Annotated in this window: 21 protein-coding genes and 3 pseudogenes; 7 read left to right on the top strand and 17 right to left on the bottom strand. The window is 42.2% G+C overall.

What is annotated here, in order from left to right:
• Positions 1–389 precede the first annotated feature (389 nt).
• Positions 390–1,243, bottom strand: a pseudogene (locus AOQ57_RS03385) (restriction endonuclease).
• Positions 1,244–1,463: 220 nt separating this feature from the next.
• Between AOQ57_RS03385 and AOQ57_RS03380 the strand changes: the two are divergent.
• Positions 1,464–1,880: a YjdF family protein gene (locus AOQ57_RS03380; RefSeq protein WP_093625211.1), complete on the top strand. Its 417-nt coding sequence runs from the start codon at positions 1,464–1,466 to the stop codon at positions 1,878–1,880.
• On the opposite strand, the gene AOQ57_RS03375 is transcribed toward AOQ57_RS03380, so the two are convergent.
• The gene (locus AOQ57_RS03375) at positions 1,852–3,378 is read right to left on the bottom strand and encodes an RNA/DNA-binding domain-containing protein (protein WP_162200218.1); all 1,527 of its coding nucleotides are present in this window, start codon (positions 3,376–3,378) and stop codon (positions 1,852–1,854) included. The two genes, AOQ57_RS03380 and AOQ57_RS03375, sit on opposite strands and share 29 nt — an antisense overlap.
• Positions 3,379–3,846: 468 nt before the next feature.
• Here AOQ57_RS03375 and AOQ57_RS03370 point away from each other — a divergent pair, with 468 nt between their 5' ends.
• The 4 genes from AOQ57_RS03370 to AOQ57_RS03355 are packed head-to-tail and all read left to right on the top strand — an operon-like array spanning position 3,847 to position 6,394.
• Positions 3,847–4,698 carry an ABC transporter ATP-binding protein gene (locus tag AOQ57_RS03370; protein ID WP_093625207.1) on the top strand — a complete coding sequence of 284 codons (852 nt, stop codon included), beginning with the start codon at positions 3,847–3,849 and terminating at the stop codon, positions 4,696–4,698.
• A 1-nt stretch (position 4,699) separates the two neighbouring features.
• Positions 4,700–5,551, top strand: coding sequence for an ABC transporter permease (locus AOQ57_RS03365; RefSeq protein WP_093625205.1), 852 nt, complete (start codon positions 4,700–4,702; stop codon positions 5,549–5,551).
• Positions 5,552–5,553: 2 nt separating this feature from the next.
• On the top strand, positions 5,554–6,006 hold the full coding sequence (locus AOQ57_RS03360; protein ID WP_093625203.1) for a LytTR family DNA-binding domain-containing protein: 453 nt from the start codon (positions 5,554–5,556) through the stop codon (positions 6,004–6,006).
• A 1-nt stretch (position 6,007) separates the two neighbouring features.
• Positions 6,008–6,394 carry a DUF3021 domain-containing protein gene (locus AOQ57_RS03355; RefSeq protein ID WP_093625201.1) on the top strand — a complete coding sequence of 129 codons (387 nt, stop codon included), beginning with the start codon at positions 6,008–6,010 and terminating at the stop codon, positions 6,392–6,394.
• 268 nt (positions 6,395–6,662) lie between these two features.
• Here AOQ57_RS03355 and AOQ57_RS08175 read toward each other — a convergent pair.
• The 8 genes and pseudogenes from AOQ57_RS08175 to AOQ57_RS03320 all read right to left on the bottom strand — a co-directional run.
• Positions 6,663–6,836, bottom strand: a pseudogene (locus AOQ57_RS08175) (23S rRNA (uracil(1939)-C(5))-methyltransferase RlmD); the annotation flags it as partial.
• Positions 6,837–6,947: 111 nt separating this feature from the next.
• Positions 6,948–7,355, bottom strand: a complete 408-nt coding sequence (locus tag AOQ57_RS03350; RefSeq protein ID WP_093625199.1) for a hypothetical protein — start codon at positions 7,353–7,355, stop codon at positions 6,948–6,950.
• A 19-nt stretch (positions 7,356–7,374) separates the two neighbouring features.
• Positions 7,375–8,271, bottom strand: coding sequence for a restriction endonuclease (locus AOQ57_RS03345; protein WP_093625197.1), 897 nt, complete (start codon positions 8,269–8,271; stop codon positions 7,375–7,377).
• A gap of 375 nt (positions 8,272–8,646) precedes the next feature.
• Positions 8,647–8,820: pseudogene (locus AOQ57_RS08170) on the bottom strand (23S rRNA (uracil(1939)-C(5))-methyltransferase RlmD); the annotation flags it as partial.
• A gap of 137 nt (positions 8,821–8,957) precedes the next feature.
• Complete coding sequence (locus AOQ57_RS03340) at positions 8,958–9,533, bottom strand: NAD(P)H-dependent oxidoreductase (RefSeq protein ID WP_093625195.1); 576 nt, start codon at positions 9,531–9,533, stop codon at positions 8,958–8,960.
• Between the two features lie 708 nt (positions 9,534–10,241).
• Positions 10,242–10,553 carry a DUF3784 domain-containing protein gene (locus AOQ57_RS03330; RefSeq protein WP_093625193.1) on the bottom strand — a complete coding sequence of 104 codons (312 nt, stop codon included), beginning with the start codon at positions 10,551–10,553 and terminating at the stop codon, positions 10,242–10,244.
• 55 nt (positions 10,554–10,608) lie between these two features.
• A complete protein-coding gene (locus tag AOQ57_RS03325; RefSeq protein WP_093625191.1) occupies positions 10,609–10,878 on the bottom strand; it encodes a helix-turn-helix domain-containing protein in 270 nt (89 codons plus the stop codon).
• Positions 10,879–10,880: 2 nt separating this feature from the next.
• A complete protein-coding gene (locus AOQ57_RS03320; RefSeq protein ID WP_093625189.1) occupies positions 10,881–11,246 on the bottom strand; it encodes a type II toxin-antitoxin system RelE/ParE family toxin in 366 nt (121 codons plus the stop codon).
• 196 nt (positions 11,247–11,442) lie between these two features.
• Here AOQ57_RS03320 and AOQ57_RS08415 point away from each other — a divergent pair, with 196 nt between their 5' ends.
• On the top strand, positions 11,443–11,631 hold the full coding sequence (locus AOQ57_RS08415; RefSeq protein WP_093625239.1) for a recombinase family protein: 189 nt from the start codon (positions 11,443–11,445) through the stop codon (positions 11,629–11,631).
• A 233-nt stretch (positions 11,632–11,864) separates the two neighbouring features.
• Positions 11,865–12,707, top strand: coding sequence for a recombinase family protein (locus AOQ57_RS03310; protein ID WP_093625187.1), 843 nt, complete (start codon positions 11,865–11,867; stop codon positions 12,705–12,707).
• 31 nt (positions 12,708–12,738) lie between these two features.
• Here the strand turns inward: AOQ57_RS03310 and AOQ57_RS03305 are convergent, their stop codons facing one another.
• The 7 genes from AOQ57_RS03305 to AOQ57_RS03275 form a co-directional block, all read right to left on the bottom strand.
• The gene (locus AOQ57_RS03305) at positions 12,739–13,944 is read right to left on the bottom strand and encodes an ATP-binding protein (protein WP_093625185.1); all 1,206 of its coding nucleotides are present in this window, start codon (positions 13,942–13,944) and stop codon (positions 12,739–12,741) included.
• A gap of 187 nt (positions 13,945–14,131) precedes the next feature.
• Positions 14,132–15,511 (bottom strand): 23S rRNA (uracil(1939)-C(5))-methyltransferase RlmD, encoded by a 1,380-nt coding sequence (gene rlmD / locus AOQ57_RS03300; protein WP_093625183.1) that lies wholly within the window; start codon positions 15,509–15,511, stop codon positions 14,132–14,134.
• 131 nt (positions 15,512–15,642) lie between these two features.
• The gene (locus AOQ57_RS03295; protein ID WP_093625181.1) at positions 15,643–16,662 is read right to left on the bottom strand and encodes a diacylglycerol kinase; all 1,020 of its coding nucleotides are present in this window, start codon (positions 16,660–16,662) and stop codon (positions 15,643–15,645) included.
• 11 nt (positions 16,663–16,673) lie between these two features.
• Entirely contained in the window at positions 16,674–18,098 is a 1,425-nt protein-coding gene (gene gatB, locus AOQ57_RS03290) for an Asp-tRNA(Asn)/Glu-tRNA(Gln) amidotransferase subunit GatB (protein ID WP_093625179.1), read from the bottom strand.
• A gap of 11 nt (positions 18,099–18,109) precedes the next feature.
• Complete coding sequence (gatA, locus tag AOQ57_RS03285) at positions 18,110–19,573, bottom strand: Asp-tRNA(Asn)/Glu-tRNA(Gln) amidotransferase subunit GatA (protein WP_093625177.1); 1,464 nt, start codon at positions 19,571–19,573, stop codon at positions 18,110–18,112.
• Positions 19,573–19,893 carry an Asp-tRNA(Asn)/Glu-tRNA(Gln) amidotransferase subunit GatC gene (gatC, locus tag AOQ57_RS03280; RefSeq protein ID WP_093625175.1) on the bottom strand — a complete coding sequence of 107 codons (321 nt, stop codon included), beginning with the start codon at positions 19,891–19,893 and terminating at the stop codon, positions 19,573–19,575. The genes gatA and gatC overlap by 1 nt, the downstream gene beginning before the upstream one ends.
• 157 nt (positions 19,894–20,050) lie before the next feature.
• Complete coding sequence (locus AOQ57_RS03275) at positions 20,051–21,154, bottom strand: CamS family sex pheromone protein (protein WP_093625173.1); 1,104 nt, start codon at positions 21,152–21,154, stop codon at positions 20,051–20,053.
• Position 21,155 lies beyond the last annotated feature (1 nt).

Genomic DNA, 21,155 nt, shown 5'->3' with positions numbered 1-21,155 from the left:
GAGGATTTACTCATACTTCAATAGATTTCAGTAACTTTTTATCCCAGAATAATCGGTTCACAGTATGTTAGCACCAGGAACACTGGCTGATAATGCAGTGATTGAACATTGAACGGTAGTGGTGGTGTGACTTCAAGTACATCTTAGCACATCACATATCCACAAACATTTGGCCAACTGCTATTCTTAGTGAAAAAAGGCATTGAATGTTTCAACACCGTTGAAATGCCTGGTAAACGAAACAATTTCACAGCTGTAAGATTGTATAAACCAAATAATTTTAGATTTTTAATGTGTTACCTTGATAGGGGACGGTACCAAGTTGTACTAACGTATTTTCTTGTAATTCCTGTTCGTTCACATAACGGTTAATTAATAATTTCCATTTACTACTCATCTTCCGTGTAAAAACTACCTAGCCTATAAGTTGTCACTGACTCTACGTAGTAGTGATACTTAGCTACCAAATCACAAATCTGATCCCCATTAATTAATGTAATTACCCGAGTACCTTCTTTAGCCGTTTTTATAGCATCACGCGTAAAATCTGAGGCTATGATAAAAATACCGTATTTAGCTCCATTGCCCCACAATATTTATCAATTTCTGGTGCTGAAACCTTTCCATCCCAACGTTTAGCCTGCAATGCGACACGAGTGGTCCGGAAATCATCGGAAGTAATATAGCCGAAACCATCTAAGCCACCATCACCAACATATTTAACTCCAATATTGTCATCAAGGTCAACTCCCATATGAGTAAGTAACCCTCGACTAAATAACTCAAACTTCTTTGGTGACATTTCCACTAAAGCATTTAATAATTCGGTCCGCCATGGTTCTTCCTCAACAGGCTCTTCTTCTGAATCATTATTGTCTGAATTACCATTTGATTGCTCATTGACCACTGGCCAAACATCATGGTTTGGATCAAACCTAACAATATCAACTGTTCGACCCTTTTCTGATAATTCAAGATTGCGGTTATCTTCAGTAGTGATGTAACTAGCAATAATTAAATGTTTAATTGCAAAATTAAACTGATAGTCAAACGGATGATATTTCCTACCCGTCTTTTTTGATGTTCTTACAGCGTCAACCCTCTCTTCAGAAATGATCTTTGAATGGTCACGAATCTCTCGTTTTATCTCCTTACGAGTTAACTTACCCCCAAGCATCTGCATTGCTTTCAATGCTTCTCCCATGACTTGATTCTCAAATCTAACGCTCTTATTCCCATTCATTCAATATATCTCCTTCCCAAAAGTTATACTTTTTCTTTTTTGTGGTAGTGCTGGTTTTAGTCTCCCTAATTAAGAATCACCAGTAAGTTAAGTTATGATACTGTTACCTTAGAAAGTAAAAACACTGTTCGGTTGGTAGTCCGGACGTCAGCTACCGCTGATCAGTATCCTTCCCCTCCGGGATGTCCCTCTTTCGTAATTCATTTAAGGAGGGGACATGATGGTTATTCGATCTTGTCTAACAATTGTTTTTGATGGTAGCTTCTATAAAGCTGTTTGGGAATGTCACGATGGAAATCAATATTCAGTAGCATCCGTTACGCTTGGCAGTACCGAGCCTAAAATGTCATTAATCCTAAGACTAGTAAACAAGGGCTATCAAAGATTCCACTTTCATCACGTAGAAAGCGAGAATCCAAAAATGGTTAATCACCTTAACCCGAAACGGGCGCAACGATTAGCTAACAAGGCAATGAGGTCTCGTGGCATCAGCACCAAAGCACAAGTTACCTTACAAAAGCAATTTGAGGAAAAGAAAAAATTACGAAAGACTAAACGCACTAATGAAAATCGATTGAATAAAGAAATCCGTTATCAGAAGCGCGTAGTTAAATTTTATATCTATTTTGAACACTAACACCCCAAAAAGGTATATAAGATACAAACTTTCTACCTGCTTTTTTATCATAAAGCTTGATCAAATTAGCCTCTATTGCATTAGAAATGGCTTTAGAGATTAGTGAACTGTTGTTACTAGTTAAGTTAAACCTTTTCCTTAATGATGCATTATTTATTTGCTCATCGTTAACATAATGTAAACAGGCATTCCAATATATCGATTCGTTCTTTTCAGTTGGAGACATATCTTTAAAAAGCTTTTTACTGTGAATTGTAACTTGTGTTGCATCTGTTCCTTTCGTAAGTATTTCCAGAGCTGGTAATTCATGCTCTTCCAAAGAAGCAACAACTTTATCAATACCAGTTCCTCGAGATTCTACTATTTTAAATTTGCCCAGCAAGTCAGCCAGTTCTGTATTTCTTGACCTTGGGGGAAAATCTAGGAACCTCATTGGATCAATCAATGGAACACCTGGATTACTAAAAATAATTCTGTTATCAAAGATTTCCACCATTGGCCTCATTCCACTAATAGTAAAGTCTTGATGAGCAATCGTATTCGCTAATAATTCCCGAACAACTAATTCTGGGAATTGTGGAATATCATTCCGAATACCACCAGTGTAATCTTCAACATAAGGAATATGTAGCATTATATTAACAATCATATTATGGAATCCAACTATGATACCCATATTACCAATAGCATCGTATACTGCATTGTCAATCTTATGGTTTCCTTCATATTTAGTAATTCTAACTGTTCTTCGCTTTAAGTGAGGAAAGCTACTCATATCCTTTGCTAAGGTATAGGCACCTAAATTAGTGATGTTAAAGGAATTTCCAGAACTAACAATAATATTATTTTCAATTAAACTTTGAATAATATCACTTTCATGGATAATATCCATATTTATAATCCTTTTGTAAAAATTAATATCTAGCAGATTTTCTATGTCCGAATACGATACATTAGTTTTGGCTAATTCCATTTCAAACTTAGAAGATTCAAACGATTTCCAAATTTGTCTTTCTTTTTCCGGAAACTCATTTAACGGCTTGAGTGATGTACCAGATCGAATATACTCAACACCTTTATACTTAATTGGTTGATTTATATGAGTTACGTCAATAATTAAAACAACCAGCCTTTTTCCTTGAACATACTTAAATTCTTTCCACTTCAGTTGAATTTTAGGATTTATATTTTCCTCGATATAAGTAATAAATGGGAAATTTGAATTTTTCATTCGCTTTTTATTACCATCTTTAGGTAAAATACGAGCTTTTGATGTATATGGATCAAATTTTGTTCCGATTATCTTTTTAGTAATATCTTCGACTCCCCAGATTAAGTAAGCACACGGATTCAAGGAAGCGATGGCAGCATTCCCTAATGCAGAAATATATTTACAAATTTGACCGGTATCATTCAAATTAGATTTATATTCGATTGTTTCGGATTCATTATCATTTTGGATAAGTTCTAATAAAACATCAGAAGTGAAATTCTCCATTTTATTTCTCCACATTTTCTTTTTCTCAATTTAAATATTTTTTCTCTAAATCCAATAATATCAAGGGTTCCCTTTTTTCTCAATTAAATATTTTGTAATTATATTATTGATCAAAGTAATAAACTCACCTACTAAAAATAGCCATGCAACTAATTACACAGCTATTTTTTATCACATTGACAGATAACGATCCATCAATCCACTGTAACCAGTGTTAACAATCAAAAAACTAAAAAGCACCTATTCATCCCATGACTAAAGTCATGGGATTTCCGGCTAAACATTATTAAAGTTAAGATGTAAATATTTAGGGCAGTCTATACTCAGCTATTTTGGTTGGATGTCATTTTTATCTAATCGTTATTACCCTTCATCCCTGCATATCTACCACTTGTCTTTTAATCAATCACAAATATTCCCCTTACTGATATATTCACACTATCAAATATATTAGGAGGGTAATAAAACATGTTAGTTAAAGCGACTAACCTTACAAAAAAATATGGATCAACATTAGCTCTAAATAAGGCAAATATACAAATCGATCAGGGACAATTAATCGCTTATCTGGGAACCAATGGTGCAGGCAAATCAACTACTATCAATCTTCTTACAGGGTTAATGAATCCAACTTCCGGAACAATTACCCGCAGTAAAGGAGTAAAAATCGGGATTGTCTTTCAGAATAGCATTCTCGATAAGGATCTTTCAGTTAAGGATAATCTTTATTTCAGATCGAAATTATATCATGAAGACCACTCCAAGTGGATTCATCAGTTAATTAATCTAATGGGTATCGCTAGTTTCTTAAATCAACGTTATGGTACATTATCTGGTGGACAGCGACGAAGAGTCGATATTACCCGGGCTTTGATCACAGAGCCGGACATTCTTTTTCTTGATGAACCAACAACTGGTTTAGATTTACAAACAAGACTAGCTATTTGGAACCTTCTCCAAAAACTTCAAAAGAAACATGGCCTTACAATTTTTTTGACTACTCATTACTTAGAAGAAGCCGAAAATGCGGATCAAATGTACATTTTAGAGAATGGTAAAATCCTAGTTTCTGGTTCAGCAGCTAATATCAAAAAACGTTATGCACCAACTAAGCTGATTATGATAACAGATGGTAGTAAATTACAGACTAACTACCCTAAGAAGCAATTAACACCCCAGCAATTTTCTTTTGATGGCCTTAACTTGTCAGAAGTTATTGCTCTATTAAATAGCAATCAAAAACATATTACCAATTTTTCCTATAATCCTGGCTCCATAAATGATGCTTTTTTAAAAATTACCGGAAAGGAATTGCAATAATATGGCCACACTAATTAGAAGAAACCTGAAAATTTACTTTACTAATAAGACGGGGGTATTAATGTCTTGCCTAGGCGCTTTGATCTCGTTCTTCATTTATATCGGCTTTTTGCAGCAAAATTTAACGGTCTCATGGCAAACATTGCCTAATGCAAAGAAAATTTTAGATTTATGGATGATAAGCGGAATTGTTACCATTGCAGGCATTACTACTTCATTTCAGGCCCTTGGTCAGTTAGTTAAAGATCGGGAAAGCCGAACATGGGACGATTTAAGTTTAACTGATTTAACGCCTTTCCAACTTAATTGTAGTTACTTAGTTGCAGCAATATTTATTAGCTCGTTAATGCAAGTTATTACATTTTGTGTCATGGCAATTTACTTTATTTTAGTAGATAATATTAATATACCAAATACCGCTCTACTACCGGGATTCGTTTTTGTTGTTTTAGGTGGAACTGGTGCCAGTATTATCAATTTAATCATCGTTGATCTAATTCATTCTTCCACAACTTTTAGCCGCCTTTCATCCATTATTGGAGCAGCTTCAGGATTCATAATTGCTACTTATATGCCCTATGGAACATTATCAAAATCAGCAGAATTCGTAGTAAAATTATTTCCAAGTAGCTATCAAGCCGCAAGCTTACGAAGCCTCTTGCTGAATAAACTAAGTGATAAATATTTACTCCCAGGCAGGCGCCAACAAATGATCGAATATCTTGGCATCCACTTCAAAATTCATGGTTATCAGTTAAATAACTATAATAATGCCACGGTACTCTTAGGAATGTCGATAGTTCTAGTGCTGATTACGGCTATCTTAGCAAATCAATACCAGAGGAAAAGTTAATTGTGCAAATTCATTTTCAATTAGACCCATCACTAGGTCCTGACGATCTTAATATTACCGTAAGTGCTACCACAAAAAACGATAAAGTCATTAGCTTGCTTAATTATTTGAATAAATTCAACCAGCAAAGCAGTATTTTAATACCTATAAAAACAGAAGATAGAATTTTGACTATTAAACAGGCTGATCTTATCAAAGTGGAGGTAACTAAAAGCGTTCTCTCATTTTATACCAAAGACACTGTGATTCAAACAAATGGACGTTTATACCAGGTACTAATAAGACTTAATGAAAATTTTGTTCAAGTATCAAAACATGGCATTATCAATATAAGCCATTTAGTTTCATTAGAAGCTGGTTTTACAGGTAATATGATCGCCAAGTTAAGTTTTGATCAACGTACCGATGTTTCACGAAAATATCTACCAGAATTAGAAAGAAGATTGGGATTATAAAATGATAAATTTAAGAAGGGGCATCCGTTACTTTGTCCGTGGAATGGGTTATGGATCTATCGCCTATCTTGCCATCATTGCTTTTTTATCGCAAAACTCATCCATTTCTACAACAAATATCATCACGGTTTTTATTATTAGTGGCTTAATTGGGGAATTAAGTTTTCTGTTCCAAACAAAACTATCTTTTTCAAATGCTCTTATTATTCACCTAACTGGAACTTTTATCCTATTCTTAGGAATGATGCTTATCAATCGTTGGTTATTTAATTGGCAAACTATTTTAATTTTTATCTTTGTTTATATTATGATTTGGATTATCATCCGTTTGGTAGAAGAACGTCAAATTCACCGAATTAATCAACAAATAAAAAATAGAAGAAAATAATTATTATATGTATTCAACACTCTCTGCCATTTAGTAGGGTGTTGTTTTTGTATAGATGAGTATACTATTATTCTACCAAGTCCCAACTTTATGGGTAAAAGGTACCAATTTAACAATATACACTCGTTAACTCAACTTTCCAAAATGGATACTGGTCTACATAAATCTAAAATCTGGCACACTGTTTACTTAATCTTTTTCCATCACCAAAAGAAGAATTGGTGCACCTTTAATCTATCATGAATACCATCATACCAGTGTTTCACCGTCATTTTTCTATCCGTTCCAGTACCGTTACGCTCTCCACGTGTGTCGTTTGCGGGAACTGATCCACCGGTTGAATTGGCTTGGTGACCTAGTACCCCTGTTCAGCAAAGCGTTGTAAATCACGGACCAGGGTGGCCGGGTTGCAGAAGACGTAGATGACCCTTTTCGGCGCCATCATTGATACTGGCTAGTCAAAAAACACCATCTTCCAACGCCACATGAAGTGCACGTTCAAAGATGGTGAAGTGATTAAAGTTAAGATGTGAATATTCAGGATGTGCGGCACTCAGCTAATTGGCTGGGTGCTATTTTTATCAAAGTTATCTTTGCTATAGACCATGAAACCACAGGCCGAACACTTAAATGTATACTCGTTAATACTATCAAATTCCTTCACACCATGGTTTGGCATTATAGATAACCTTCTATCTTTATTCCAACATTTTGGACAATACTTTGTTTCATCGTTTTTTCTTCTAAGAAAACCGTTGTCATCCATATACACATTCTTATTACTAAGAACATCTGATCTTATTTCAGCCATTTCTTCCCTTAGCTTAATATTTTCATTGCTAAGCAAACTTAGCTTTTGTTGAAGCAATATTATCTCATCATTCAATTCCTTATCCTTATATTTTTTAGCAATTGACTGCACTTTTTCAGCAACGGTTATGGAATCCGAGATTAAAGACATTTAATCATTCCCTTCTAAATTAATCCTCGTCCAAATAAAAGCTCTTCAATCGATAAGTAGTTACTGGCTCCACATAATAGTTATACTTGGCTACTAGATCACAAATCTGATCACCATTAATCAATGTGATAATTCGGGTTCCTTGCCGCGCTGTCTTAACAGCATCTCTTGTGAAGTCCGAATTGGTAATGAAAATCCCAAACTCAGCATTAAATTTATCCATCGCACCACGAAACTTATCGATCTCTGGTGCTGAAACCTTTCCTTGCCAACGTTTTGCTTGCAACGCTACTCTTGTAGTCCGATAGTCATCAGAACGAACATAACCAAAGCCATCTAATCCACCATCAGCGACATATTGAACCCCAATCTCATCATCGACGTCAATCCCCATTTTCGTCAGCAAACCGCGACAAAAGAGCTCAAATTTTTTAGGGCTCATCTTGATTAACGCATCTAGCAGTTGTTGACGCCAAGGTTCTTCTAGGTCTTCCGAATCTCCTTGATTAGAGTTGGTGCTATCGGAAACTGAGTTAACCTTAACTCGAGTTACCTTCCGGTGGGGCATTTTACTTTCAGAAATTGACCTAACGTCCCTATCAGCGTCAAAATCATCAATATCAACAGTGCGTCCCTTTTTGGAAAGCTCTAAGTCGTGTCCATTGTCAGTATCAATAAACCCAGCAAGAATTAGATGCTTTACTGCAAAATTAAACTTCCAATGGAAAGGGTGATATTCTTTACCACTCTTTTTGGATGTTCGAACCTCATCAATTTCTTTCTCGCTGAATACTTTTGAATTATCATGAAGTTCCTGCAGCACTTGTTTTCTAGTAACCTGTCCACCAAGGTTATGCATAGCAATTAAGATTTCTTTCATTGCTTTATTTTCAATCTCAATTTGATGATTTGCCATTTTATGATTTTCCACCCTTATAACTATCTTTTCTTAAATTATAGTTGAGTGTACTATTCTGCTCAATCATGGTGACTAAATTAAACAAAATCCGACACCGTGACAGTGTCCTAATCCACTCGGCTTGAGCACCCAAAAATCGGAATTTTGGCACCTCACATTATCCCCGTCATGTCAACCATTACAGTTTCTCTCATCACATTAACCAACTCAACTCTCCAAAATGGACACTGGTCTACACAACCTGAAAATCCAGCACGTTGCCCACTCGACCCTCGGACTCAAAAAGTAAAAAGTGTACTAATTCCAAACTTCAAAACAGGAATTAGTACACTTTCAATCTATTAATAATGCCTTCACACCGGCATTTCTCAGCTATTTATCTGTACGCTCAAGGACGGTTATGGATTCAACATGTGTCGTTTGCGGGAACTGATCCACCGGTTGAATTGGCTTAGTAACCTTGTACCCCTGTTCAACAAAGCGTTGTAAATCACGGACCAGGGTGGCCGGGTTACAGGAGACGTAGATGACCTTCTTCGGCGCCATCATTGATACTGGCTAGTTAAAAAACACCATCTTCCAACGCCACATGAAGTGCACGTTCAAAGATAGTGAAGTGATTAAAGTTAAGATGTGAATATTCAGGATATATAACACTCAGCTATTTTAGCCAGGTGTTGTTTTTAGCTAAAAATTTGTCTAGTTAATTTATCTAAATATTTTCTCCGCCGCTTAAGTGAAGAATTGGTAATGCCACCAAAATTCTGCCAACTAATGTTGCGAAAGCCCAATTGACGCAAAGTTTTGTTGATGAAAATTTTCTTGATAGCATTACCTAAAAAGAGGTAAATATACCAAGTTGGAGAAGTCGATGTGGTTAACACATAGCAATGCTTAACATTAGTTAGCTCACCCTTCACTCCTGTTTTAGTAACAGTGTAACCCACTCCCTCTTTCATTACCTTGTCAATAAAGCCCTTTAACATCCCAGGAATACTATTCCACCAGAAAGGGGTAATAAAAATCACAGTATTCGCTTGTTGACACAATTTTAGGTATTTTGTGACTAAAGGATCGGTAGTTTCACCCTGATGATAGAGTCTCAATTCTTCCTTGGAGTATGCTGGATTAAAATGATCAGCATACAAATCGATTACCTTATATTCCCGATGAGCAATACTCAAATTATCTTGGATTGCCTCTAGTTCAGCATGATTAAAGCTTTGGTCATATGGATGACAGTAAATTATCAAAATCATTTTTCGCCACCTCGAATCATCTCGTCTAAAGTTCTTTCAACCAAGGCTGGATCATAATTTGTGGTTCCATTTAATATTAATAATAGCCTTGAATAAAGGACCAAATCTGCGTAAAAAATTGTTGATCGGTAATACCACCCCGGTTAACTTGCTGCACTAATTCCATTACCTGATCAGTATCCTTCCCCTCCTGGGATATCCAACTTTCGCTAATCTAAATTTAAGGAGGGGACACGATGGTTATCAAATCTTGTTTAACAATTGTTTTTGATGGTAATTTTTATAGGACACGTCATGACGGTAGTCGTTACTCAGTAGCGTCTGTCACACTTGGCAGCTCAGAGCCGAAGATATCGTTAATTTTAAATCTGGTGAATAGAGATTACTAGCGATTCCAATTCCAGCATAAAAGGATGAGCAACTGAAAATCGTTAATCGTATTAATCCCAAGCGAGTCCAACGACTGGCTAATAAATCGTAAGGTATTAGTACCAAGGCACAGGCCACTTTACAAAAACAGTTTGAGGAAAAGAAAAATTTACGAAAGGTGAAGCACTCTGCTGAAAAGCAGCTAAATAAAGAGATGTGTTATCAAAGGAAAGTATCTAAGCGTCGTCAAAAATATCGTGATCAATCATTAGTAATTAAGCATGGCAGTCTAGTGAAGATCGTCATGCTTTTTGCTACTACTTTTTCAAACCTAAATAACTATTTTGGTTGAGTTACCTTTCTAATCCTTAAATATACTACTAGAGCATAAATGACTCCAAAAATACTCAGCACGATAAAGATACGGAAAATAAGTGCTAACCACATGTAGCTTGCAAACATACTCTTCGCCACCGGTAAATATATTATCGCAAGTAACACTAAAAGAATTCCGATATTGACGGATAAGGCACGTAAGTAGTAGCTATTCTTGCTCATTCGATGATAGCCATTGATTTCTTTGGCGTTGTCATCATACTTACTCGTTTCATAATTTTGTTTAATACCATCATGTAATTCTTTTGGTTTCATGGCCCTACTCACCCTTTATTCGTTCCACTGAGCTAACTATAAACGGCCACAAAAATTAAACAGTTGACATTGGTTTAAACGAAACTGTTGCAACTAAGCCCAATCCCTTGGCATAGCGATCTAGAGTGCTAAGGCTTGGGATAGAAGACATATTTTCGATTTTAGCCAGTTGTGGCTGCTTCATGCCAATCCGTTTTGCTAATTCAACTTGTGATATTCCCTTTTTTATTCGTTGAGCATGTAAGTAGGCAAGGCCTTTAATTGCTGTCATTTCAGCTGGTTCAATTGAATCGAGACTTCCTTTAATATCATTCCAAGTGGCCATAGTTATTTCTCCTTTCGCTCTAACCAGTCATCGAGTCTAGCCAATGCTTTTTCAACTTCACGAGGATCTGTCTTATTTTGCTTTTTACGATAGTGACTCAATATGACAAAACGATCACGATCCCAGCTTGCATAGAAAAACCTTTCAGGCATAGGCCGTAATTCCATTAACGGATGACGATACCCTTTTAAAAATTTTGCTTGTGGCTCATGCATTAGTTTTCCTAAATGGGATAAAAGTTCTAGTTGATAGGTTAGCTTTGTTAAAATTTGATGATCTTGTTTCTGACGACTCTGATTAAGTTGCTTGATAAATTCTTCAACATCTGAGTAACCAGTACTATCTTCATAAAAATCAATCTGATACATGATTGTTAATCCTTGATATAATCAATTTGTTATATCATTATAATATAGCAAACTGGTTATTTTTCCAAGAGATTTATTATTACTTACCTCGGTTTTCTCAGAAAGGCTTACTCAAACTTCTGCGCTCTAATCTCGTTCGATTACAGTAGTACTCTCGACGGTTCAGTTTACCCAATCATTTGTCGAGGGCGGGTAAATCGACCTTATCATTACCAAGTCAATCAACCGGTTTGCCAGAAACATCCTTGACTGCCTGCAATACATCCGGAAGTTAAAAGATAAGAATATCGTCGTATACTTTGAAAATGAGAACATCAAGACTACTGACGCCAAAGGTGAAGTCCTCCTAACTATCATGGCTCCTTGGCCCAAGATGTTGAGTTAGGCCTTCAATATCGTTACCAGCAAGATAAAAGTTAGCCACTATTGGTTTCTAGGCTACACAAAAGATGAAGAAGGCCACTTAATCGTTAACCCTGACCAGGCAAAAACGGTAAAACGTATCTACTATGATTACCTTGAATGATATTCTTTATTCTTGTAAACAAATTGCCCGGCACTTAACCGCAGAAGGCATCCCAAAATAGTGCCGGCAATACCAAATAGGCCGATTCCAATATTGCCTCAATTCTAAGGAACGAAAAATACATCGGTGATGCCCTACTTCAAAAGTCTTATACCATTGACTCTCTAACCAAAAAGCGCATTCGCAACCAAGGCATTATGCCTCAGTACTATATCAAAGACGACCATGAAGCGATAATTCCTAAAGACCTCTTTCGGCGAGTGCAAGAAGAACGAAAACGGCGTCGAGCTGGTGTCAAAGTACCATGCGGGAAAACACGGCATTATAACAAACGCACTTGCTTCTCTTTGAAAGTATTCTGTGGACGCTGTGGGGATATCTACCACCGAGTTGCTTATAACTACTCTGACGAACATGGCCAAGTAGTTAAATGGCTTTGTATAACCGGCCATGATCATGACCTTGTAACTTGCCACGGGCGACCCATATCAGAACGGCGCTTAAAGGAAGTTTGCTTAGCCGCCTTTAATCAAATCATTAAGCCTAACAAAGCCTTCCGCGCTAAACTCCAAAGAAATATCAGTCACGCAATCAATCAGGTAAATGAAGAAAAAGCAACCCAATTAGATCGTGAACTTGATCGACTACAAATTCTTCTGGTCAACCAATCACCCCACTCCGAATCATATGAAAAAATCGCGAATGAATTTGCAAAAAACCAACAACAACGTGATGAGCTTCAAACAATCCATGATCAGCAAACTGAAGAAATTGAGAAAATCGTCAATCTCCAAAAGTTTATTGATTCCAATAGCAAACAGCTAAACGAATTTGATGAACATCTTGTACGACAACTAATCAAAAAAATCACCATTCAGGAAACCTACTGTGATGTAGAATTCCAAAATGGCGATTCATTAAAAGTTAATCTGTAAGAAAATTTTACCACACAGCCCTGATAGTAGCTTAGCTATTATCGGGGTTTTGTTGTGCCTTAGATTGAAGTTTCTTGATACATTCAACAACTAAATGCTCTTCTTCCATTGATTTTGCTATAAGATCTATGTCTCCACCTTCACCATGTGTCCCGCTTTGTTCTATTTTACCAATCAGACTTCTTATCCTATCTAATTTTGGTTCAAAGTCATTCTTATCACTATTCTGATAGTACTCCATAAACAGACTTTCATAATAGTTTCTTTCATCTTCATCATTATAAATGACAACATCAGATTGTATATTATGCCACCCTACTCTCCATGATCTGCCTTGCCCAAAACTATTTACAAACTTTGTAAGAAGATACGGAAAATCGTCCTTTAAGTAGAATGTATAACTTTTATTCTTAAAGCTATCTGGGACATTTATAAATCCATGATCTGGAATAATCATTTTATATGACCCATCATCCACCGGAAAAATATATGAGTCATATATAATTGTATTTCCATAGTAAAGTTGTATCAAAGACCAATCTATTCTTATTGTGAATTCTGACATCATGTACGAATCAAAATGTCTATTTTTATCCGTTAAGGGCCCCTCGGTTTTAATTACCAAATTCGGATCCTTAGAATAAACGTACGTTTGATCCATTGTTTCAAGTGGATAGATATCATCCCAATCTTCTGGATGCTTTAGTGCATATTTATATCTGGCTTTAATAGTTCTATCTAAATGAAACCTCTTTTGCCACAATAATTCCATCTGATTGTCAGTAGTTGACTCGTCTACCGGAGTATTAGAATCATTAATTCTAGAGTAAATTAAACCGGCTTTAAGTGGCCCGCCTTTTCGATTTACATTTTTGCTAAGATAAATTGGCGTATTATCAGAATTATAGACTGTTATTACATCAATCCTATGTCCATTTTTTTGGAAAGATTCAACATCTGTCTTGGGATACCAATTCTGAGCGAATGGCTTCCTTCTTAAAAAATCTTGTAGCTGCTGTCTATTTATAAAATTTGAATCATCTTCGACGCCAACTATTTTCCCACTGTCATCAACACCGATTATAATATAACAATCATCATGATGGACCGTATTTACTAAATTCATAATGTCTCTTAGTAGCTCACCTTTATTCGCATACCATTTTTCTTTGAAATCCCAATGATCACTTTCATTTGGCGCTTTAGCAAGTATCTCATTTAACACTCCAGGCTTCATCGCATCACCTCCCGCTCCTAAAAAGTTGCACTAACACTTTTTTGATGTCATAGTTTTAGATTTCGTCCTCTCGATTTATTAGAAGCTACTCATTAAGCTCGCTTAAACACTATTTTCCTATCCCGCACTAGCCAAAGGATAGAGCAATCCGAGGTCAGCGACTCATCCAACAACCATTTAGCAAATTCTAATCGATTTGTGTGCGCTCTAAAACCGTCACAGATTCCACGTGTGTCGTTTGCGGGAACTGATCCACCGGTCGAATTGGCTTGGTGACCTGGTACCCCTGTTCAGCAAAGCGTTGTAAATCACGGACCAGGGTGGCCGGGTTACAGGAGACGTAGATGACCTTCTTCGGCGCCATCTTCCCAGTAGCTTCAATGAGTTGTTCGTCCAGACCCTTGCGTGGCGGGTCAACGATTACCACGTCAGGCTTGAGGCCCGCTGCTTGCCACTTGGCAAACTGCTCTTCGGCCTTGCCAACGACGAAGGTGGCGTTGGTGATCCCATTGTTAGCGGCGTTTTGCTTGGCATCTTCAATGGCAGCCGGCACGATTTCAACCCCGTAAACGTGCTTGGCATGCTTAGCCACGGCCAGCGAAATCGTCCCGATCCCACAGTAGGCGTCGATAACGGTCTGGCTCCCGTCTAAGCCGGCATTATCAATCGCGGTTTGGTAGAGGCGTTCAGTCTGTTGCGGGTTGACCTGGTAAAAGGACAGTGGCGAGATGGTAAAGTCGATCCCCAAGAGGGTGTCGTGAATGGTTGGCTCGCCCCATAGCAAGTGGTTTTCGGGGCCCATGATAACGTTGGTCCGCTTGGCGTTAACGTTTTGCACGATGCTTGCGATGCCGGGTACCCGTTCACTTATTTCCCGGGTAATTTCGGTTGAATGTGGCAACGCCCTGCCGTTAGTCACTAAGGCAACCATCACTTGGTGGCTGTAAAAACCGCGCCGGACCATCACCGTCCGGATCACCCCGCGGTGGTTTTGTTCATCGTAGGCCGGCACCTTGTACTTACGCAAGATGTCACGGACGATCATAATCGTCTGGTCAATCACCGGGTCTTGGATGTAGAAGTTCTCAATTGGAACCAGGTCGTGACTGCCCCGCTTGTAAAAGCCGGTCGTCAGCTGGCCCTGCACCATCCGCACCGGCACCTGGGCCTTGTTACGGTAGCCAAAGGGCTGGGCCATCCCCAGCGTTTCGGCCACCGCTAGGTTCAAGTGGGCCTTTTCCAGGAGTTCTTCAATCTGGCGCTGCTTGAACTTGAGCTGCGCCGGGTAGGTCAAGTGGCCCAGCGGCGCAATCCCCGTTTGCAAGTACTTCCAGTTGGGGTTATCGATCCGATCGGCGCTCTTCTTTTCGATGGTGAGCAGCTTTCCCCAGGCAAAGTTTTTCGTTAGCTTGGTCACCTTAACCGCGACCACTTCCCCCGGCAGGGTATTGGGAACAAAGATCGGATAGTGATCAATCTTTAGGACCCCGTTCCCCTGGTAGGTCAAGTCCTGGACCGTCCCCCTAACCGTCTCGTTTTTGTAAACTGGTAATTGCACCTTACTCATAATTTCCTCCGTGTAATTTGATATGTAGCGGGGGCGCACCCCCGCAAGGAACAAAGGGGCTCCAGCGGTTGGATAACCCAACTTCTACTGGAGCCCCTTGCTACGTTGCTTCTAGTCCTATGTTTCAGACGCTATTTGGTTTGTCCGGCATCCTTTTCCATTTCATCCAGCCCCCGCACAAAGTCGGCTTCGGCCTTTTGCATGTCGGGCGTGATGTCGCGGGTAATCGCGTCGTCCGGAATGGCGTCCATGTTGGCCACCACTGTCATGTGTTGGTGAAGGTTGTGGAACTCCATTGGTGCGTCCCCACCGTACTCCCCATCCAAATTAATCATTAACCGATCATTTGAATTAAGGGGCTTCACCGTTACGTCCTTGGCCTTAACGTAGATCACCCGTGGATCATCAATGTGGGTGCCGTTTAGGGCCTTCCCCATCAGCTGCATCATCCCCAGGAGGCTGGAGTCCTTGACGATCAGCAAGGAGAAGTTCCCGTCGTCTAAGGAGGCGTCCGGGACGATCTGTTCAAAGCCCCCCACCGAGTTGGTTAGGGCCAAGAAGATCGTTGAGGCCTTGCCCCTAAAGGTTTGCCCATCGTAGGTGATCTCCATGGCAACCGGCTTCACCTGGGGCAGGATTTCGGCGCCCTTAGCGAAGTAGGCCAGGTAGCCAAACATCGATTTCATCTGGGAAGGCACGTCGTAGGTCAACTCCGTCAGCGTCCCGCCGGCCGCGATGTTCATAAAGTACTTCTCGCCGGCCTTACCGATATCAATCTTGAAGCGGTTGGCCGGGTCCAGGATCAGCTTGGCCGCGGCCACCGGGTTATCGCGGGGTACCTTCAGGGCCCGGGCGTAATCGTTGGTCGTCCCGGCCGGAATGATCGCCAATAGGGGGCGCTTCGTTAGCCCGGCTAGTCCGTTGATAACCTCGCTTAAGGTTCCGTCCCCCCCGGCCGCCACAATCAGGTCAAAGCCCTCCTTGGCTGCCCGGGTGGCTTCGTTTTTAGCCGAATTCGGTTCAGGCGTGGTGGCGTAAGCGCTGGTTTCGTAACCGGCCTGCTCGTAGACGGCGAGGATGTCGACCAAGTCATTACGCAGAGTTTCACGCCCCGAGGTGGGGTTATAAATTATCCGGGCTCGTTTGGTCATGGCCGCCCCTCCTAACGTTCGTTGAGTGACTTACTGAGTAACTGGTTAACCACCTTCGGGTTAGCCTTCCCCTGGGTCTTCTTCATGATTTGACCAATCAAGAAGCCAAAGGCCCGGTCTTTCCCGTTCTTAAAGTCTTCGATTGACTGCTGGTTGTCATCCAAAATGGCGTCAATAATCGGCTGTAGTTCTGCCGGATCGGAAAGCTGAACTAAACCATTGGCCTTGGCAAAGGCGGCCGGTTCTTCCCCAGCCAGGATTCCCTTGAAGACCTTCTTGGCCATCTTCGAGGAGATCGTTCCGTCGTCAATCAGCTTGATCATCCCCGCCAGGTTGGCCGGCGTCAGCTTGGTGTCTTGCAGGTCAACGTGCTGGTTGTTCAAGTAGGAGTTGACGTCGTTCATCAGGTAGTTGGCAACCTTCTTGGCGTCGCCCCCATCCTTAACGGCAGCTTCAAAGAAATCGGCCATTTCCTTGGTCTGGGTCAGGACCATCGCGTCGTAATCCGTTAATCCTAAGTCGTTAACGTAACGGCGCCGACGTTCACCTGGCATCTCCGGCATCTGGGAACGAATTTCTTCGATCCAGGCGTCATCAACGATCAGTGGTGGCAGGTCCGGTTCCGGGAAGTAGCGGTAATCATCGGAGCCTTCCTTGGTCCGCATAGCGACCGTTCCCTTGGTTGCCTCATCGTAACGACGGGTTTCCTGGACGATTTCACCCCCGGCCATTAAGACCTTTTGGTGCCGATCGGCTTCGAAGTTCAGGGCGTTCTTGACGAAGTTAAAGGAGTTGATGTTCTTCATTTCCGTCTTGGTCCCGTATTGATCGGAGCCGTACGGCCGAACGGAGATGTTGGTGTCGACCCGCATCGACCCTTCTTCCATCTTAACGTCGGAAATCCCGGTGAACTGAATTCGTTGGCGCAATGCTTCCAGGTAGGCCACGGCCTCTTCTGGGGAAGCAATATCGGCCTTGGAAACAATTTCGATCAGCGGCGTCCCCTGCCGGTTCAAGTCGACATAGGAGTGACTGCCGGTGTGAGTGTTCTTCCCGGCGTCTTCTTCGATGTGCATTTCCTTGATCCCGATCTTTTTCTTCTTGCCGTCAACTTCAATTTCAACCCAACCGTCGTGGGCAATTGGCGTTTCTGACTGGGTGATCTGGTAGGCCTTCGGGTTGTCCGGATAGAAGTAGTTCTTACGGTCAAAGTGCATCTTCTTGGTCACGTTGGCGTGCAGGGCCAAAGCGGCCATGATCCCATCGCGAACCACACCCTTGTTGATGGACGGCAAGACCCCTGGGTACCCCCAATCGATCACGTTGGTGTTGGCGTTTGGCGCCGCCCCAAAGTTAACCGGGGACGGGGAGAAGATCTTGGAGTTGGTCTTTAATTCTACGTGGACTTCTAGCCCAATCGTTGTTTCAAAGTTCATTAACGTTCCCCCTATCCTAATTCTGGCGTTTGCTTGTGGAAGTCGGTCGTCTGTTCAAAGACGTAACCGGCCTTGTAGATCGTCGCTTCGTCAAAGCGTTTCCCGATCAACTGCAGGCCGACCGGCATCTTGTTGTCCTTAGAGAAGCCGGCAGGAATCGACATTCCCGGCAGGCCGGCCATGTTCAAGGTCACGGTCAAAACGTCGTTAAAGTACATTTGCTTTGGATCGGCAATTTCAGCCCCAATCTTGAAGGCCGTGCTGGTCCCGGTTGGCCCGACAATCAAGTCGTAGTCCTTGAAGACCTTGTCAAAGTCCTGGGCGATCAGGCGCCGAACCTTGGCGGCCTTGTTGAAGTAGGCGTCGTAGAACCCAGCGGACAGGGAGAAGGTCCCCAGCATGATCCGGCGCTTAACTTCATCCCCAAAGCCTTGGGAACGGGTCTTAACGTAAACGTCCTCCAGATTCTTGACGTCATCGGCCCGGAAGCCGTAACGAATGCCGTCAAACCGTTGTAGGTTGGAGGAGGCTTCCGAAGAGGCCAGGATGTAGTAAGCCGGTACCCCGTACTTGGTGTGCGGCAGAGAAACCTCATCGATCGTTGCGCCCAGTGATTCAAGATGCTTTAAGCTGTTTTCAATCACTTCGCGAACGTCGTCGTCAACGCCTTCCATGTATTCACGCGGAACGGCGATCTTCATGCCCTTGATGTCAGCCTGATCGTTCAAGCCGGCGGCAAAGTCCGGTACCATTTGGTTGGCACTGGTCATGTCGCGTTCATCAAGTCCGGCAATGGCACTCATCAAAATGGCGTTATCCTTAACGGTTTGGGTCAGCCAGCCGATCTGGTCAAAGGAGGACGCAAAGGCGATCAAGCCCCAACGGGAAACCCGCCCGTAAGTTGGCTTCATTCCGACCGTCCCGGTGAAGGAGGCGGGCATCCGGATCGAACCACCGGTGTCAGAGCCCAGCGCCCCTAAAACATCGCCAGCTGCCACGGCCGCAGCCGAGCCACCAGACGAACCACCCGGCACCCGGGTCAGATCCCACGGGTTCTTGGTCGTCTGAAAGGCTGAATTTTCGGTCGAGGAACCCATGGCAAATTCGTCCAGGTTAACCTTCCCGACCGTGATCGCCCCCGCCTTATTCAACTTTTCAACCACGGTGGCGTCGTAAACCGGCTTGAAGTTCTCCAGGATCTTGGAAGCCGCCGTCGTCGTCAGGCCCTTGGTAACGATGTTGTCCTTAATGGCCAGCGGAATTCCGGCCAGTAGCTGATCCGCGGCAATTCCCGCTTGGTCCAGTTCGGCCGCTTGCTTTAAGGCTGCCTCCTTATTTAAGGCCAAAAAGGCTTGCACTTGATCGTCGGTGGCCTGGATCCGGTCAAAGGCCGCCTTGGTTAATTCAGTGGCGCTAACCTTCTTCGCAACCAAATCGGCGTGCAGGCCCGAAATGTCTTTACCGTAAAAAGTCATTACTCTTCTCCGTCCTCGCTTTCGTCGATGATTGCTGGCACCTTGATTAAGCCGTTCGCCGTTTCCGGTGCGTTATCAAGCAGGGCTTTTCGTTCTTCATCACTACTCTGCACCGCTACGTCTTCGCGCATCACGTTGACCTCGGTCGTCGGCGTGGTCATTGGTTCAACGCCCGTCGTGTCGACCTCTGCCAGGTCATTAAACAAGCCAACGATTTCTTCGAGTTGGGGAGTGAACTTAGCCAGTTCCGCATCAGTAAACGAAAGCTTGGCCAGGTCCGCAACGTGTTCGACCTGTTGCCGGTCTAATTGCTCAGCCATTCTCTCAACCTCTTTTCCTATCTGCATTGATGATTTATACAATCCCTTATTTTATCACAATTAGGGCAACTTATTAACTCAAGCCCCGCTAAAAAAGAAGGACCCCGGCGTTTTTTGATGAACGCCGGGGTTCTCTGATCATGTTCAACTCATTAGATTAGTAAGCACCAAAGACGTGAACTTGGTAAGAGCTGGAGCCGGAATTGCGGAAGACCACCGCCTGAATCCCGTTTGATGATTCAATCTTGATTTCAATTGGAATCCCACTTGGCAGGTACTTCTTAGCGGCCTGCAGGATGTATTCCGTGAAGGATTGAATTTCAGTTTGACTGTAGAACTGCGTGGTAACCGTGATGTTCATCCCGGAAAGCGAGTTATTCTGGTACTCGGCCTGGGCCGTCACCCCACTCAGGTTCGGGAAGAAGGACTGGATTTGGGTCTTAAAGTTAGTGAAGTTGGAGTTATCGGATTGATCACTGGCTTCGTTGGATGTGGCGTCACTTGCCTTGGGCAGGACTACCGCCTTGTAATTCAGGCTCTTCCATGACGAAATGGTGTCACCATCGTTCTTACTATAGGCGAAGAAGGTCCCGCCGACCAGGGAATCGTCCGGTGCCTGCTTGAACAGGGCGATCACGATCGGCACGTTCTTCAGGCTCTTCCGTTCCCGGAGCCGCTTCAAGATCTTTTGGGCGGCCAGCTTCCCCTGCTTTTGCACCTCAGCATCCGAGATGTCTTTAGTGTAGTTCGGGCCACCGGTGGTCTTTTGGTAGGTGTACTCGCTGTTGACCCCGATCCCGATCACAATCCCCTTCAGCTTAAGGGAATCGCCGCTTTGTTGCATGTAATCCTGTTCTTCAATCTGCTGGATGTACACTGGGTTCGGATCGCTGCTCTTCCCCTTGGCCGGGTTTAAACCGGTCGGGTTACTGGAGGTCTTGCGGCCTAACCAGTTTTCCAGGGTGCCTGAGGACAGGTACTGGCCCTCTTGGAAGATGTAGCTCTTGGTGGAGAAAACCTGTTTTGAAACGTTGGTCAACCCGGCTTCAAAGGCCTTAAGGTTGTTCACATTGCTGTTTTGGGCGGTATTAACCCCCCGGGCCTTACTGGTCTTGTAGCGACCGTCTTCAATCACCCCTTGGTAGTTACCACTGGTTGACCCGGTGGTTGTCACACTCGAGCTTTTCTTGCCACAACCGGCAAGCGTCACGGCGGCCACCATGGTCAAAGCCGCCGCCAAGACGATTTTCTTTACTCGCACG

The organism is Limosilactobacillus gorillae (assembly GCF_001293735.1).
GTDB lineage: Bacteria > Bacillota > Bacilli > Lactobacillales > Lactobacillaceae > Limosilactobacillus > Limosilactobacillus gorillae.
This window is presented reverse-complemented; position numbering and strand designations above follow the sequence as displayed.

What these genes read in the sequence shown, in the direction of transcription:
- AOQ57_RS03355 (WP_093625201.1), top strand. Translation starts at nt 6,008, where the DNA reads ATGATAAATTTAAGAAGGGGCATCCGTTACTTTGTCCGTGGAATGGGT.
- AOQ57_RS03370 (WP_093625207.1), top strand. Translation starts at nt 3,847, where the DNA reads ATGTTAGTTAAAGCGACTAACCTTACAAAAAAATATGGATCAACATTA.
- AOQ57_RS03325 (WP_093625191.1), bottom strand. Translation starts at nt 10,878, where the DNA reads ATGGCCACTTGGAATGATATTAAAGGAAGTCTCGATTCAATTGAACCA.
- gatC (WP_093625175.1), bottom strand. Translation starts at nt 19,893, where the DNA reads ATGGCTGAGCAATTAGACCGGCAACAGGTCGAACACGTTGCGGACCTG.
- AOQ57_RS03345 (WP_093625197.1), bottom strand. Translation starts at nt 8,271, where the DNA reads ATGGCAAATCATCAAATTGAGATTGAAAATAAAGCAATGAAAGAAATC.
- AOQ57_RS03305 (WP_093625185.1), bottom strand. Translation starts at nt 13,944, where the DNA reads ATGAAGCCTGGAGTGTTAAATGAGATACTTGCTAAAGCGCCAAATGAA.
- AOQ57_RS03365 (WP_093625205.1), top strand. Translation starts at nt 4,700, where the DNA reads ATGGCCACACTAATTAGAAGAAACCTGAAAATTTACTTTACTAATAAG.
- AOQ57_RS03330 (WP_093625193.1), bottom strand. Translation starts at nt 10,553, where the DNA reads ATGAAACCAAAAGAATTACATGATGGTATTAAACAAAATTATGAAACG.
- AOQ57_RS03375 (WP_162200218.1), bottom strand. Translation starts at nt 3,378, where the DNA reads ATGGAGAATTTCACTTCTGATGTTTTATTAGAACTTATCCAAAATGAT.
- AOQ57_RS03380 (WP_093625211.1), top strand. Translation starts at nt 1,464, where the DNA reads ATGGTTATTCGATCTTGTCTAACAATTGTTTTTGATGGTAGCTTCTAT.
- AOQ57_RS03340 (WP_093625195.1), bottom strand. Translation starts at nt 9,533, where the DNA reads ATGATTTTGATAATTTACTGTCATCCATATGACCAAAGCTTTAATCAT.
- AOQ57_RS03320 (WP_093625189.1), bottom strand. Translation starts at nt 11,246, where the DNA reads ATGTATCAGATTGATTTTTATGAAGATAGTACTGGTTACTCAGATGTT.
- rlmD (WP_093625183.1), bottom strand. Translation starts at nt 15,511, where the DNA reads ATGAGTAAGGTGCAATTACCAGTTTACAAAAACGAGACGGTTAGGGGG.
- gatB (WP_093625179.1), bottom strand. Translation starts at nt 18,098, where the DNA reads ATGAACTTTGAAACAACGATTGGGCTAGAAGTCCACGTAGAATTAAAG.
- AOQ57_RS03295 (WP_093625181.1), bottom strand. Translation starts at nt 16,662, where the DNA reads ATGACCAAACGAGCCCGGATAATTTATAACCCCACCTCGGGGCGTGAA.
- gatA (WP_093625177.1), bottom strand. Translation starts at nt 19,573, where the DNA reads ATGACTTTTTACGGTAAAGACATTTCGGGCCTGCACGCCGATTTGGTT.
- AOQ57_RS03350 (WP_093625199.1), bottom strand. Translation starts at nt 7,355, where the DNA reads ATGTCTTTAATCTCGGATTCCATAACCGTTGCTGAAAAAGTGCAGTCA.